This window comes from Alphaproteobacteria bacterium US3C007, from assembly GCA_034423775.1.
GTDB lineage: Bacteria > Pseudomonadota > Alphaproteobacteria > Rhodobacterales > Rhodobacteraceae > Thalassovivens > Thalassovivens spotae.
Window position 1 is genome coordinate 1,612,640 of sequence record CP139918.1, and the last position, 13,329, is coordinate 1,625,968.

The window sequence follows — 13,329 nt, forward strand, 5'->3', positions numbered from 1 at the left end:
ATGTGTGACAGGCCTGATTAATCGGGGGCTTTGACGTTTTCTACAAAAGCTTGCGTGAAGGCCTCTTGTTTTTCAGCGCTGGCCTCGGTTTGATGCTGGGCTTTCCAAACCTCCATCGGCATGCCGTAAAACGCTTCACGCGCTTGGTCTTTTGACATCTCGATTCCCCGGTCTTGGGCAGCCTCTTGATACCAACGCGACAGGCAGTTTCTGCAAAACCCTGCCAAGTTCATCAGGTCAATATTTTGAACATCCGGGCGCTTTTCCATCAAATGTGCGCGCAGGGCCCGAAAGGCGGCGGCGTCTAATTCAAGCTGCGTTTGATCATCCATGGTCATTTCCTTTGCGAAAGACGCGGCATAAATGCGCGCGATTTCTGTTATTTCGTTGCCAATCTCCTAACTTAGTTCCCGCTTGGCTCGCAAGCGCTTTAAAGCGATCCGCCTTTTGAATGCGGCGTTGGCCGCGGGTTGCAGCAAGGATAACGGTTGTGATTGTTGAAATTATTCGCCATAAGCGCAGCAGAAATGTTAACGCTAACAGCTTGCCTCAAACTGGATCTCTGATCTTAATTTCTTGCTGGCGGCTTGGCGGCTCGCAACGTTATAAGAGACGCCAAAGGGATTGAAGGGAATACATCATGAGACGCCTGCGCAATGTAAAAATTGTAGCCACGCTGGGGCCTGCCTCGCAAAGTTATGACATGATCCGCGCTTTACATGAAGCAGGAGCAGATGTCTTTCGGTTGAATATGAGCCATGGCACGCATGCCGAGATCGCCGAGCGTCATAAAATCATCCGCAAGGTTGAAGATGATCTTTCAAGCCCGATCGCCATTTTGGCCGATTTACAAGGCCCAAAATTGCGGGTCGGAGAATTTGCCTCAGGCGCTGAAGATTTGGTCGAAGGAGATCGATTCCGGGTGGATCTTGATCCGGCGGCGGGAGATAAAAACCGCGTACAACTGCCCCATGAAGAGATTTTTTCGGCGCTGAAGCCGGGGGCTCATCTGCTGGTGAATGATGGAAAAATCAAATTGAAAGTCGAAGAATGCGGCGCTGATTTTGCCGATTGTCTGGTGTTGAACGGTGGGACGATTTCAAACCGCAAGGGCGTGAATGTGCCGGATGTGGTTCTGCCTTTGGCAGCTTTATCAGAAAAAGATCGCGCCGATTTAGATTTCGTCTGCGATTTGGGCGTGGATTGGTTGGCCTTGTCTTTTGTGCAGCGCCCGGAAGATTTAACCGAGGCGCGTGAATTGGTGCGGGGTCGCGCGGCCTTGCTGTCAAAAATTGAAAAACCTTCGGCGGTTGAGCAATTTGACGCAATTTTGAAAGTTTCTGATGGCATAATGGTGGCGCGCGGAGATCTTGGAGTGGAATTGCCGGTGCAGAATGTGCCGCCGATCCAGAAGCGTTTGGTGCGCAAGTGTCGCGCAGCGGCGAAACCGGTGATTGTGGCCACGCAAATGCTGGAATCGATGATTGAGAGCCCAATGCCCACGCGGGCCGAGGTGTCTGATGTGGCCACGGCGATTTACGAAGGCTCGGATGCGATTATGCTTTCAGCAGAATCGGCGGCCGGTGGCTATCCGATCGAGGCCGTGACCACAATGAACAATGTCGCGGTCGAGGTGGAAAGCGATCCAACTTATACTGAAATTTTGGAATCCTCGCGCAAAGCCAAACGCCATACGGTGGCAGATGCGATTGTCGCCGCGGCGCGGGAAATTGCCGAAACAACTGATGTGAAGGCGATATGCTGCTATACGCAATCGGGCACAACCGCGCTGTTAACCGCGCGCGAGCGTCCGCGTGTGCCCATTATTGCGATGACGTCAGAAATCGGAACGTCGCGGCGTTTGGCGCTAAGCTGGGGTACCAATTGTGTACGCTCAGGCCCCAAAGAGCGCTTCAAGGAAGCGGTGGTCAGCGCCGTGCGGGCAGCGTTGTCACAAGGGTTTGCCGAAGAAAATGATCAGGTGGTTGTAACAGCCGGTGTGCCGTTCAATATTCCGGGCACCACGAATATTTTACGCGTGGCGCCGTGCAATGAACGGATGATTTATTCCACCGATCCAGAATAGCGCGATTTGCACTTGCGCTTATAGAAGGAGCGCCCTATACGGCAATCTCTTCAACGTGGCCGGCCGAAAGGGCATGCCGAGTCGCGTATAAACCGACCTTTGTTAAGACAGGAGACGGAAATGCCTAAGATGAAGACCAAATCGAGCTGCAAAAAGCGGTTCAAAGTAACGGCGAATGGCCGTGTGAAAACCGGTCAAGCCGGCAAACGCCACGGAATGATCAAACGCACCCGTAAATTCATCCGCAACGCCCGCGGCACAACAGTGATGTCAACGCCTGACGAAAGAATCGTCAAGTCGATGATGCCCTATTCGCGCTGAGGAGGATAAGATATGTCACGCGTTAAAGGTGGTACCGTAACCCACGCCCGTCACAAGAAAATCGTAAAAGCTGCGAAAGGCTATTATGGACGTCGTAAAAACACGTTTAAAGTCGCGGCGCAGGCGGTTGATAAAGCCAATCAATATGCAACCCGCGACCGGCATAACCGGAAGCGCAACTTTCGGGCCTTGTGGATCCAGCGGATCAACGCAGCCGTGCGTAGTCATGATGAGGCGATGACCTATTCGCGCTTTATCAATGGGCTTGGCTTGGCGGGTATTGAGGTTGACCGGAAGGTTCTGGCCGATCTGGCCGTGCATGAGCCGGCAGCGTTTGAGGCGATTGTCTTGCAGGCCAAGGCGGCCTTGGCCTAAACCAGCGTTTAAAAATTGAGTTTTAAAGCACTGCAAACAGCGTTTGCGGTGCTTTTTTATTTTGGCCAAGGCCGCCAATTTGATCGGAGGCTTTCTTAGTTTATAAAGCCTGTCGGGCTTGGGCCTGCCCTGCTAAGCGGGTTGCACCCGGTTCCAAATATGATAGCAGAGGGCGTCTGGATTTGGAGAAGATCTATGGATGGTCTACGCGAAAAATATATAGCTGCGATTGCGGCTGCGCAGGATGAAAGCGCCTTGGAAGAAACCCGCCTCGCAGCGGTTGGAAAAAAAGGCGAGGTCAGCCTGAAGCTGCGCGAATTGGGTAAGATGACACCCGAAGAGCGGCAAGTGGCGGGCCCGGCGCTGAACGCGTTAAAAGAAGAGCTGAATTCGGCGCTGATGGCGCGTAAAGCCGCGCTGGCTGATGCCGCGCTGGACGAGCGTTTGCGCACTGAATGGTTGGACGTTACATTGCCAGCGCGTGATCAACGCCGCGGTACGATCCATCCGATTTCGCAGGTAACCGAAGAAGTCACAGCGATTTTTGCCGATATGGGTTTCGGCGTGGCTGAAGGCCCGCGGATTGATACAGATTGGTATAATTTTGACGCGTTGAATATCCCCGGGCATCACCCGGCGCGCGCGGAAATGGATACGTTTTACATGCATCGCGCAGAGGGTGATGATCGCCCCCCCCACGTGCTGCGCACGCATACCAGTCCGGTACAAATTCGCACGATGGAAAAAACTGGCGCGCCAGTGCGGGTGATTTGCCCCGGCGGCGTGTATCGCGCAGATTACGATCAGACCCATACGCCGATGTTTCATCAGGTAGAAGGTTTGGCAATTGATAAAGATATTTCCATGGCCAATCTCAAATGGGTTTTGGAAGAATTCGTAAAAGCCTATTTTGAGGTTGATGATGTTGAGTTGCGGTTTCGCGCTTCGCATTTCCCGTTTACGGAACCTTCTGCTGAGGTGGATATCCGTTGCAGTTGGGCAGGCGGGCAGTTGAAAGTGGGCGAGGGGGATGACTGGTTAGAAATTCTGGGCTCTGGCATGGTACATCCCAAAGTACTGCAAGCTGGTGGCATCGATCCGGAGAAGTGGCAGGGGTTCGCCTTTGGTATGGGCATCGATCGCATCGCCATGCTGAAATATGGAATTCCGGATTTACGCGCCTTCTTCGACAGTGATTTACGATGGCTGCGTCATTACGGGTTTTCCAGCCTGGATCAGCCCAATTTACACGGAGGCCTGTCATGAAGTTCACGCTCTCTTGGCTGAAAGACCATCTGGACACTGATGCTGCATTAGACGATATTTTATACGCTTTGACCGATCTCGGGCTTGAAGTGGAAGAGGTGTCAAACCCGGCGGATCGGTTGAGTGATTTCCGAATTGGCAAGGTGATTGCAGCCGAGCAACACCCGGATGCAGATAAACTGCGCGTCTGCCAAGTAAGCACTGATCAGGGTGAGTTGCAGATTATTTGTGGCGCGCCGAATGCGCGCGCGGGCATCACCGTGGTGGTTGCCACGCCGGGCACTTATGTGCCAGGCATTGATACTACGATCGGGGTCGGCAAAATTCGCGGTGTCGAAAGCTTTGGCATGATGTGTTCCGAACGCGAAATGGAATTAAGCGACGAGCATGACGGGATTATTGAATTGCCATCTGGCGAAGTCGGGCAAAGTTTTGTTGATTATTTGGCTGAAAATGATCCATCGAAAGTGGATACTCTAATTGATATTGCGATCACGCCCAATCGCCCAGATGCGCTGGGCGTGCGCGGGATTGCGCGCGATTTGGCCGCCCGCGGGCTGGGCGTGTTGAAACCCTATCCGGTCGAACCGGTTATGGGTCAGTTTCCCTGCCCAATCTCGGTTACGATTGATGAGGATACGCAAGCGCAATGTCCGGTTTTCTTTGGCCGGGTTATTCGCGGCGTCAAAAATGGCCCCAGCCCTGCCTGGTTGCAAGACCGGCTGAAAGCGATCGGCCTGCGTCCAATTTCGGCGCTGGTCGATATCACGAATTTTTTCACCTATGATAACAACCGCCCCTTGCACGTCTTTGATGCGGATAAGGTTGAAGGTTCAGCCTTGCGGGTGCACCGTGCGACGGGCGGCGAAGTTTTCGCCGCCTTGGATGATAAAGACTATACTTTGAGCGAAGGTATGACGGTGATTTCCGATGCCGCCGGGGTGGAAAGCCTGGGCGGAATTATGGGGGGATTGCACAGTGGCTGCTCTGAGGGCACAACTTCTGTGTTTCTGGAAGCGGCGTTTTTTGAGACGGTGCGCACCGCCTATACGGGGCGCGCGCTGAAAATTAATTCTGATGCGCGTTATCGGTTTGAACGCGGTATCGATCCCGCTTGGACACCCTTAGGCGTTGAAGCTGCCACGGCGATGATCCTAGATTTATGCGGCGGTGAGGCCTCTGAGGTGGTGATGGCGGGAGCGGTGCCAGATCATGCGCGCGCCTACCGATTGGATACGGATCGCATTCAATCTTTGGTTGGTATGGAAATCCCCGAGGCTACGCAGCGCCAAAGCCTGACCGCGCTTGGCTTTGTGCTGGATGGCAAAACGGCGCATGTGCCCAGTTGGCGCCCGGATGTTCTGGGCGAGGCGGATTTGGTGGAAGAGGTTGCGCGGATAGCCTCCTTAACAAAATTGCAGGGCAAGCCCTTGCCCCGGGTCTTACCCGGCGTGCCCAAACCGATTTTATCGCCCGTGCAAAAACGCGAGCAAGCTGCCCGGCGCGCAGGCGCGGCTTTGGGCTTTCACGAATGCGTAAGCTATTCATTCATCGATCAAGCTGCGGCCGCGCTTTTTGGCGCTGGTAGTGATGCAACCCGGCTTGAAAACCCGATCAGCGCGGATATGAGCCATATGCGCCCTGATCTGTTGCCCGGGCTACTGGCTGCGGCGCAGCGCAACCAAGCGCGGGGGTTTGCAGATCTTGCCTTGTTTGAAATTGGCCCCGTCTTTAGCGGCGGTGAGCCCGAGGAACAAGATTTGCAAATTGCCGGTCTTTTGATTGGGCGCAGCGCTCCGAAAGACGTGCATGCCTCTGACCGCGATGTAGATCTTTTTGATGCCAAAGCCGATGCTCTGTCGATCCTTGGCGCAATTGGAGCGCCTGTGAAAACGCAGATACGGCGCGGCGCGGCGCCTTGGTGGCATCCGGGCCGGCATGGTCAGATTTGTTTGGGTCCGAAAAAAACATTGGCGGTGTTTGGTGAGCTGCATCCCAAAATATTGGCGGCTTTTGACATCAAAGGGCCGGCCGTTGGCTTCACCATTTGGCCCAATGAGGTGCCCTTGCCGCGCAACAACTCGGCCACGCGGCCTGCGCTGAAGCTAAAAGATTTGCAAGCCGTCGAGCGTGATTTTGCCTTCGTCGTGGATCATAAAACCGAGGCGCTGGATTTGGTGAACGCGGCGCAAGGCGCGGATAAAACGCTGATTACCGATGTGCGCGTGTTCGATGAATTTATCGGTGGCAGCTTAGGGGTTGATCGAAAATCAATCGCTATTCGGGTGCGCTTGCAGCCCATAGAGGTGACGCTGACAGATGCTGAGATTGAAGCCGTGGGCGCCAAAATTGTGGCCAAAGTGGCCTCTGCAACAGGCGGCGCCTTGCGGATGTAAAATGCAAATTCGCGTAAGTAAAACCTTTGGATGAGGAAACGGTCATGATGCTAACAGTTTATTTATCTGGTGAGATTCACACAGATTGGCGCGATCAAATCGCGCATGGTGCGCGGGATCTTAATGTGGTGTTTACCGGCCCAGTCACGGATCATGCCGCCAGTGATGATTGCGGCGTTGCCATTTTGGGCGCAGAATCCAACAAGTTTTGGCACGACCATAAAGGCGCAAAGTTGAACGCGATGCGCACCCGTAAAGGCATCGAAGAGGCAGATATTGTGGTGGTTCGCTTTGGCGAGAAATATAAGCAATGGAACGCGGCCTTTGATGCAGGCTATGCGGCCGCCTTGGGGAAATCTTTAATCGTACTGCATGGGGCAGAGCATCAGCATGCGTTGAAAGAAGTTGACGCAGCGGCTTTGGCCGTTGCGCAAGATCCCAGCCAAGTCGTTGCGATACTAACCTATATTCTTTCGGGCGATTTACCGGCTTAAAAGCGCCGGGCTGGATTTTAAGCAGAGTGATCAAGGGCCTTTGGGCCCTTTTTTTGCGGCCTAAAAACAATTAAAAATATACAAGACACGCTAAATATGCCTTAAAAGACGCGCAGCCTCAGAGCTGATTTTTTATTTTATTATTTAAATTTATTTTTGAAAGGCACGTTATGTTGAAAGAGTTTCAAGGTTTTATTGCCAAAGGCAATGTGATGGATATGGCCGTTGGCATCATTATCGGTGCGGCGTTTACGGCGATCGTCAAATCAATGGTCGGGGATTTGATCAATCCGTTGATTGGATTATTTTTGGGCGGGGTCGACTTTGGTAACTTATTCGTGGTTCTGCGGGGCGAGGGCGATTTCGTGTCTCTTGCAGCGGCGCGTGAGGCGGGGGTTGCGGTGTTTGCCTATGGGGCGTTTATCATGGCCGTGATCAATTTTTTGATCATCGCTTGGGTGGTGTTTTTGCTGGTACGTTACGTCAATAAGCTTAAAGAGGCGCAGAGCAAAGCGGAAGAGGTTGCGCCTGATGCCGCGCCTTCAGGGCCGAGCGAGTTGGATATATTAATCGATATTCGCACGGCCCTTCAGCGGGAGGTCTAAGTTTTAGCCTGTGTTTTAGCCTGTATTTTAGGCTGCGGTTTTAAGCGTTAGATTGGGCTGGCTAAGTGCATAGCCCAATGCGTCTGCCACAGCGGCATGGGTCACCGTTCCGGCGTGAATATTCAAGCCGTTCAAAAGGTGGGGATCGTCAGCGCAAGCGGCCTGCCAGCCTTTATCTGCCAGCGCCAATAAGAACGGCAATGTGGCATTGCCCAAAGCTTGCGTAGAACTGCGCGCAACCGCGCCGGGCATATTGGCCACGCAATAATGTTGGATCCCATCCACTTGATAGATCGGATCTTGATGCGTTGTGGCGCGCGATGTCTCAAAGCAGCCGCCCTGGTCAATCGCCACATCTACCAGCGCGGCGCCGGGTTTTAAGCTGTTCAATTGATTTTTTGTGATCAATTTTGGCGCTGTGGCGCCGGGTACCAATACGGCACCGATGATCATATCGGCGGCGCTGGCCAACTCGGCGGTTAGTGCGCTATTGGCATACCCCGTTTTAAATTGCCCACCAAAGACATCATCCAAAAATCGCAGGCGCGGCAAAGAACGGTCAAGCACGGTGACATCTGCGCCCATACCCGCGGCAATTTTAGCGGCATGTGTGCCGACAACGCCGCCCCCAATGACTAAGACATTGGCCGGTAAAACACCTGGCACGCCGCCCATGAGTACGCCGCGCCCGCCATTGGCTTTTTGCAAGGTCCATGCGCCAACTTGCGGTGCCAAGCGCCCCGCAACTTCGGACATGGGCGCCAATAAAGGCAATCCGCCCGCCTGGTCGGTTACTGTTTCATAGGCAATTGCAGTGCAACCAGAGGCCAAAAGATCCTGCGTTTGCGCCGCGTCCGGTGCCAAATGCAAATAGGTGAATAACAGTTGATTTTCGCGCAATTGAGCGCGCTCAACGGCCTGAGGCTCTTTGACTTTTACGATCATATCGCAACTGGTGAAGACTTCTTCTGCTGTCTCAACAATTTGCGCCCCGGCGCTTTGATATTCAGCATCCGAAAAGCCCGATCCAGCGCCTGCACCTGCCTGAACCATCACTTTATGCCCGTGCCGGGTGGCTTCGCTTACCGCATTTGGTGTCATTCCAACGCGGAATTCTTGCGGTTTAATTTCTGTAGGACATCCTATTTGCATGTTGAGCTCCTTTTTGCTTTGCGCAAATTATGACAGGTATCACACGCAATTTTCTTGAAAAGATTGTGATTGAATTACACTATTTTTCAAATATAATATAAATAATTGATAAAATATTAGAAGATTATTGCAAGATATGCAGATTGACTCAACGGATCGTCGAATCTTGGTTATCCTGCAGCGGCAGGGGCGAATGTCAAATGCGGATGTGGCTGAACGGGTAAACCTGTCTGCCTCAGCCTGTCATCGGCGGATCCAGCGGCTGGAGGCAGAGGGCTATATAAAAGATTATGTGGCCTTGCTGGATCCGCGCAAATTGCAAAAGCCGACCACGGTTTTTGTGGAAATCACCTTATCGGGTCAAGCGGATGAAATTTTGGATAGCTTTGAAAAAGCCGTTGCGCGGGTACCCGATGTTTTAGAGTGCCATCTGATGGCGGGCAGCGCTGATTATTTGCTGAAAGTGGTGGCTGATAGCACAGAGGATTACGCCCGCATCCATCGTCAATCTTTGGCCCGGCTGCCCGGCGTGGCGCAGATGCAATCGTTATTTGCGCTGCGCACTGTTTTTAAAACCACGGCCTTGCCTTTGTAAATTTGCGCATGCTGACCGCGCGGGTTTATGGAATATTTGTGCATCGAGAGCTGAAAAATATCTGCTAGATTTCTTTCAGCCTTAACAGTCATCAAGCGCTTCGATTTTTGAAATAACGCAGGCATCCGACCAGCCCTTCTTGCTTGGCCCTGCTGCGAAAACCGCCAATTCACTTTTGGGTGGGAATACGGTTTTCATTCTTGATTTCAGATCTTGCGAATGTAGTTTTGCCAATTCGTTATGTAGTTTTGGAGCGATTTTTGGATCGCGTTTATCAAGGGCCAATTCTAAAATTGTTTGGGCAGCGATATTTACATAGGTGACATTTTTTTGTGTCTGATTAACCATACCATTTCGCAGATCTGCCAAGGTTTCAAAATTGGGATCTAAGCGATATTCTTCATATATTTCGGGGATATCTGCCGCCACTTCTGCGGCTTGCTCTGCGGCAACGGCGCCGGTTATAATCAGGGCTCTATTCTGGCGGTTATAATTGAAAAATCCAGCCTGAAAGCCATAACTCGCGCGCTGTTCGGTGCGCAGAGCAGAAAATAAAGGGCCTGACCCGCTTTGCGAAAAATGCGATAAGGCTAAGCGGTCGGTTAAGTCATTGCCCTGAGAGGTGGCAGGTAGGCGGCCTAATATCCCGATTGTTGTTTTCTCAGCCTCTGGTACATGCAGAAAAACGGTTTGCGGTTTTATCGTTACGTTTACGTCATGCGGTGGAGATACGCGACCTTTTGGCAGATCAAAAAGCAAGGTATCCACTGATTTGCCGGCATCTTGCCGGGAAATGGCGCCAGTGACCACGATTGTTAAGCCTGATTGCGTAAAGGTTTGCTTATGCCATTGGCGTAACATATCCACAGATACCTCATCAATCACCCTAAGATCGGGCAACGTCAGAAAATGGTATAGAGGGTTATCGCCCAAATTCGCTTTTCGAGCTAAATTCCACATTTTTGTTTCTGTTTTTAAATCCGCAGACTGCATGTTTTGGCGTATTGAACCCTTAATTCTGTGAACCCAACGTGGATCAAATTTCGGGCTGCGCAATGTATCAGAGGCGAGTTTAATGACGTCTTCGCGGTAGTCTTTTGGAAAGTTGATTTCGCCATACACGTAGTCTGCAGTGGGAGTGAGCGATCCGCCTGAATTTCTGTCCGATAGAAATTCATTCAATTCCTTTGGAGAAATATCTTCCGTTCCTCCACTTAAAAGGGTTTCTGTGCCAATATATGGAACGGCCGGATTGCGCGATGCCTCATAGGCCCAGTTGGAAGGCCAGGCAATCATGATCGTTATATCCGTTACACCGGGTTCATAGATCGGCATAAAATGAAATGTATGCCCCAGGGGGGTCGTGGCCAAAATAACGCTGCGGTTTTCTTCTGGTAACATTTTGAATTCTGCTGGACGTGTTTCGTCACTGGCATCTGCATTTAGATCATCCTCTTGGCAGCTCAAAAGCATGCTTGTCGCAAAAATTAGAAAACATCTTATCATTTGGATTTTCCTTTTTCATAATTCATTTGCCCGGTAGATAACTGTGCGTCCGGATTGGCCGAGGGCGGTTAACAAATCGTTGATCTTTTGCGCGGTGACGCTTCGCAGAGCCCGCCGTTCAGCTGTGAGCCCGTAATAAGGCTGACGGTTGGACACCCGATCAATAAGAAGGTTTTTTCTGTAATTTTTGCGTTTTAAAACGTCGTTAAGGTGACCCTGAAATCGCTTTTTGATCTGTTTGATTGTTTTTTCGGGGATACCTTGCTGGACGATTTCGTTGAAAACTTTGGTAAATTCGGTTTCGAGTTTGCTTAAAGAAATATTCAAATCGGGTTCTGCTGTGAATTCAATTAGCAGATGCTTTGACCCTATGGCGCGCAAGTCAAACCAGAAGCTGCGCGCGAAAAAATTATCAAACCGTAAAGGGCCGGCTATCCCGCCGGGTAAAGATGAGTCGAGCGCTGCGCGTAAAACTCGAACTGTTTGATCGCAAAAGGCCGCATCCGAGCAGGGGGGGCGTTTAATTAGTTTTCGATAGAATAAAGTCGGGCTGCCAAGCCTTGCAACGTGTATATCTGCCGCGACACGTTCGTTTCCGACCTCAGGAGTGGGCAGAGGTGTCGGCGCAATGGGAGCGGCAGGTTTTGGGGAATTTAAGTTTCTTAATGCTTTTTGTAAGGTGGTCTTTGAAATATTCCCGGTAACGATTAAAACGGCATTGCCCAATTCATGGCTTTTACGGTGTAATTTTTTTGCGTTGATTAAGCTGAAATCTTCTATTTCAGTCGGGGATCCAAGTACCGATCTCGCCCATGGTGAGCTTGGGTAAAGTGCTCTAGTTATATTTTGTTCAATTTCGAAATAAGGGTTTTCTGCGACACTCGCCTCATATTCGCGCAGGATAATATCCCGCTCTTCCAACATAAAGCTTTTAGCCAAGGTGAAGGGAGCGCTAACCTCGACCAAGCGCTGCAACTCTTTGGTTAACCACGTCTCTGAACTATGCGTGACATAGGCTGTGCTGGTTAAATTGGTCCATGCATTAGAATGGCGAAGGGCCTCAAAATCTTTGCTTTGCGTCACGTTGAGCCAAGCCAAATGTTCGACATAATGCGCAAGCCCTTCAGCGTAGGGGTTGTCTAATTCACCGTTTTGGAAAATCAATCTGGCCTCAAAAGACCGAGCGTCAGGATCGGTGATGAGATAGATATGTTGAAAATTCGGATGCTGTATCGTGGAAACCAGATCTGCGGCGGTTTCCGACACGGCTTGGGTTGAAACCGCGGCCGCCAAGGAAAGTATCGCGGATTTTAGAAATTTAAAAAAATACATTACAAAACTTAAAGAGAAATACAAAAACAAGAAACACTTTTAAAGTGTATTTATTTTCCAAAGACCCTGCAAGCTCAATCTCGCCCTTTACACATTAAGCAGAGGATTTCTGTGGGTGGCTCTGTTTGGCGCATTTGGGCTGTATTGCAGACTGTCAACGCTTTGACGATTGCAGGAGCGCAAGAATAACCGCGCCAAGCGCGCTTGTCGTGCCAAGAATTGTAACCTCAGTGACATCTGCCATTGCAGCGTTTATTATGGTTCGCATTACAAAGGAATAAGAATGAACGAAACCTCCTCAACCCCGCGCGATTGGCTGGAAGCCGAATTGGAAGATACGCTGGATGAGCTCTATGAAAATGAGTTCAGCGAACCGATGCTGACCGAAGAGATCCGCAAGATTTACAAGGATAAGCATCCGGATATGCTGGATCGGCGGGTCTATTATCGCAACCTGTTGCGCTTGCAGATGGAGCTGATCAAGTTGCAGCATTGGGTTGAAGCCACAGGTGCCAAAATCCTAATCATCTGCGAGGGGCGCGACAGCGCCGGCAAGGGCGGTGTGATAAAGCGCATTACGCAACGCTTGAATCCACGGGTTGCCCGGGTTGTGGCGTTGCCAAAACCCTCAGAGCGCGAGCAGACGCAATGGTATTTTCAGCGTTATGTCCCGCATTTGCCAGCGGGTGGAGAAATTGTTTTGTTCGATCGCTCCTGGTATAATCGCGCCGGTGTTGAGCGGGTGATGGGTTTTGCTGAAGAAGATCAGGTCGAACAGTTTTTTCGCGATGTACCTGAATTTGAACGCATGTTGGTGCGTTCGGGTATTCTTGTTTTGAAATATTGGTTTTCTATTTCAGATGAAGAGCAGCAGATGCGGTTTTTGATGCGCATCCATGATCCGATGAAACAATGGAAGCTTTCGCCGATTGATTTGGAAAGCCGCATTCGTTGGGAGCAATATACAACAGCCAAAGAAGATATGTTTGCCCGTACCAATATTCCAGAGGCGCCTTGGTATATCGTGGAAGGCAACGATAAAAAGCGCGAACGGCTGAATTGTATCGAACATATTCTGGGCAAGATTCCCTATCAGGATATGCCGTCTGAAAAGATTACTTTGCCAGAACGGGTGTTTAACCCTGATTATGAACGCCGCGTGCTGCCCGATAAATTATACGTGCCAAAGATTTACTGAGCG

Annotated in this window: 13 protein-coding genes; 9 read left to right on the forward strand and 4 right to left on the reverse strand. The window is 51.0% G+C overall.

Going from position 1 to position 13,329, the window contains the following annotated elements; all coding sequences use genetic code 11:
• Positions 1 to 17: 17 nt before the first annotated feature.
• Positions 18 to 332, reverse strand: a complete 315-nt coding sequence (locus UM181_07790) for a DUF1244 domain-containing protein (GenBank protein ID WQC64498.1) — start codon at positions 330 to 332, stop codon at positions 18 to 20.
• Between the two features lie 308 nt (positions 333 to 640).
• On the opposite strand from UM181_07790, the gene pyk reads away from it, so the two are divergent.
• The 7 genes from pyk (at position 641) to mscL (ending at position 7,543) form a co-directional block, all read left to right on the forward strand.
• Positions 641 to 2,086, forward strand: a complete 1,446-nt coding sequence (gene pyk, locus UM181_07795; protein WQC64499.1) for a pyruvate kinase — start codon at positions 641 to 643, stop codon at positions 2,084 to 2,086.
• Between the two features lie 120 nt (positions 2,087 to 2,206).
• Complete coding sequence (rpmI, locus tag UM181_07800) at positions 2,207 to 2,407, forward strand: 50S ribosomal protein L35 (protein ID WQC64500.1); 201 nt, start codon at positions 2,207 to 2,209, stop codon at positions 2,405 to 2,407.
• A 12-nt stretch (positions 2,408 to 2,419) separates the two neighbouring features.
• Complete coding sequence (gene rplT / locus UM181_07805; GenBank protein ID WQC64501.1) at positions 2,420 to 2,782, forward strand: 50S ribosomal protein L20; 363 nt, start codon at positions 2,420 to 2,422, stop codon at positions 2,780 to 2,782.
• Between the two features lie 195 nt (positions 2,783 to 2,977).
• Positions 2,978 to 4,048 (forward strand): phenylalanine--tRNA ligase subunit alpha, encoded by a 1,071-nt coding sequence (gene pheS, locus UM181_07810; GenBank protein ID WQC64502.1) that lies wholly within the window; start codon positions 2,978 to 2,980, stop codon positions 4,046 to 4,048.
• Complete coding sequence (gene pheT, locus UM181_07815) at positions 4,045 to 6,444, forward strand: phenylalanine--tRNA ligase subunit beta (GenBank protein ID WQC64503.1); 2,400 nt, start codon at positions 4,045 to 4,047, stop codon at positions 6,442 to 6,444. Before pheS ends, pheT begins: the two co-directional genes overlap by 4 nt.
• 44 nt (positions 6,445 to 6,488) lie before the next feature.
• Positions 6,489 to 6,938, forward strand: coding sequence for a YtoQ family protein (locus UM181_07820; GenBank protein ID WQC64504.1), 450 nt, complete (start codon positions 6,489 to 6,491; stop codon positions 6,936 to 6,938).
• A 170-nt stretch (positions 6,939 to 7,108) separates the two neighbouring features.
• Positions 7,109 to 7,543 carry a large conductance mechanosensitive channel protein MscL gene (gene mscL / locus UM181_07825; protein WQC64505.1) on the forward strand — a complete coding sequence of 145 codons (435 nt, stop codon included), beginning with the start codon at positions 7,109 to 7,111 and terminating at the stop codon, positions 7,541 to 7,543.
• Positions 7,544 to 7,570: 27 nt separating this feature from the next.
• On the opposite strand, the gene ald is transcribed toward mscL, so the two are convergent.
• Positions 7,571 to 8,695, reverse strand: a complete 1,125-nt coding sequence (gene ald / locus UM181_07830) for an alanine dehydrogenase (GenBank protein WQC64506.1) — start codon at positions 8,693 to 8,695, stop codon at positions 7,571 to 7,573.
• 136 nt (positions 8,696 to 8,831) lie between these two features.
• Here ald and UM181_07835 point away from each other — a divergent pair, with 136 nt between their 5' ends.
• Complete coding sequence (locus UM181_07835; protein WQC64507.1) at positions 8,832 to 9,290, forward strand: Lrp/AsnC family transcriptional regulator; 459 nt, start codon at positions 8,832 to 8,834, stop codon at positions 9,288 to 9,290.
• An 81-nt stretch (positions 9,291 to 9,371) separates the two neighbouring features.
• On the opposite strand, the gene UM181_07840 is transcribed toward UM181_07835, so the two are convergent.
• The gene (locus UM181_07840) at positions 9,372 to 10,796 is read right to left on the reverse strand and encodes an insulinase family protein (GenBank protein WQC64508.1); all 1,425 of its coding nucleotides are present in this window, start codon (positions 10,794 to 10,796) and stop codon (positions 9,372 to 9,374) included.
• 15 nt (positions 10,797 to 10,811) lie between these two features.
• Entirely contained in the window at positions 10,812 to 12,128 is a 1,317-nt protein-coding gene (locus tag UM181_07845) for an insulinase family protein (GenBank protein WQC64509.1), read from the reverse strand.
• Between the two features lie 283 nt (positions 12,129 to 12,411).
• On the opposite strand from UM181_07845, the gene ppk2 reads away from it, so the two are divergent.
• Positions 12,412 to 13,326, forward strand: a complete 915-nt coding sequence (gene ppk2, locus UM181_07850) for a polyphosphate kinase 2 (GenBank protein ID WQC64510.1) — start codon at positions 12,412 to 12,414, stop codon at positions 13,324 to 13,326.
• Positions 13,327 to 13,329 lie beyond the last annotated feature (3 nt).

Coding starts and splice junctions, on each gene's coding strand:
- rplT (WQC64501.1), top strand. CDS start 2,420: ATGTCACGCGTTAAAGGTGGTACCGTAACCCACGCCCGTCACAAGAAA.
- ppk2 (WQC64510.1), top strand. CDS start 12,412: ATGAACGAAACCTCCTCAACCCCGCGCGATTGGCTGGAAGCCGAATTG.
- UM181_07790 (WQC64498.1), bottom strand. CDS start 332: ATGGATGATCAAACGCAGCTTGAATTAGACGCCGCCGCCTTTCGGGCC.
- UM181_07820 (WQC64504.1), top strand. CDS start 6,489: ATGATGCTAACAGTTTATTTATCTGGTGAGATTCACACAGATTGGCGC.
- UM181_07845 (WQC64509.1), bottom strand. CDS start 12,128: ATGTATTTTTTTAAATTTCTAAAATCCGCGATACTTTCCTTGGCGGCC.
- UM181_07835 (WQC64507.1), top strand. CDS start 8,832: ATGCAGATTGACTCAACGGATCGTCGAATCTTGGTTATCCTGCAGCGG.
- mscL (WQC64505.1), top strand. CDS start 7,109: ATGTTGAAAGAGTTTCAAGGTTTTATTGCCAAAGGCAATGTGATGGAT.
- pheS (WQC64502.1), top strand. CDS start 2,978: ATGGATGGTCTACGCGAAAAATATATAGCTGCGATTGCGGCTGCGCAG.
- pyk (WQC64499.1), top strand. CDS start 641: ATGAGACGCCTGCGCAATGTAAAAATTGTAGCCACGCTGGGGCCTGCC.
- ald (WQC64506.1), bottom strand. CDS start 8,695: ATGCAAATAGGATGTCCTACAGAAATTAAACCGCAAGAATTCCGCGTT.
- UM181_07840 (WQC64508.1), bottom strand. CDS start 10,796: ATGATAAGATGTTTTCTAATTTTTGCGACAAGCATGCTTTTGAGCTGC.
- pheT (WQC64503.1), top strand. CDS start 4,045: ATGAAGTTCACGCTCTCTTGGCTGAAAGACCATCTGGACACTGATGCT.
- rpmI (WQC64500.1), top strand. CDS start 2,207: ATGCCTAAGATGAAGACCAAATCGAGCTGCAAAAAGCGGTTCAAAGTA.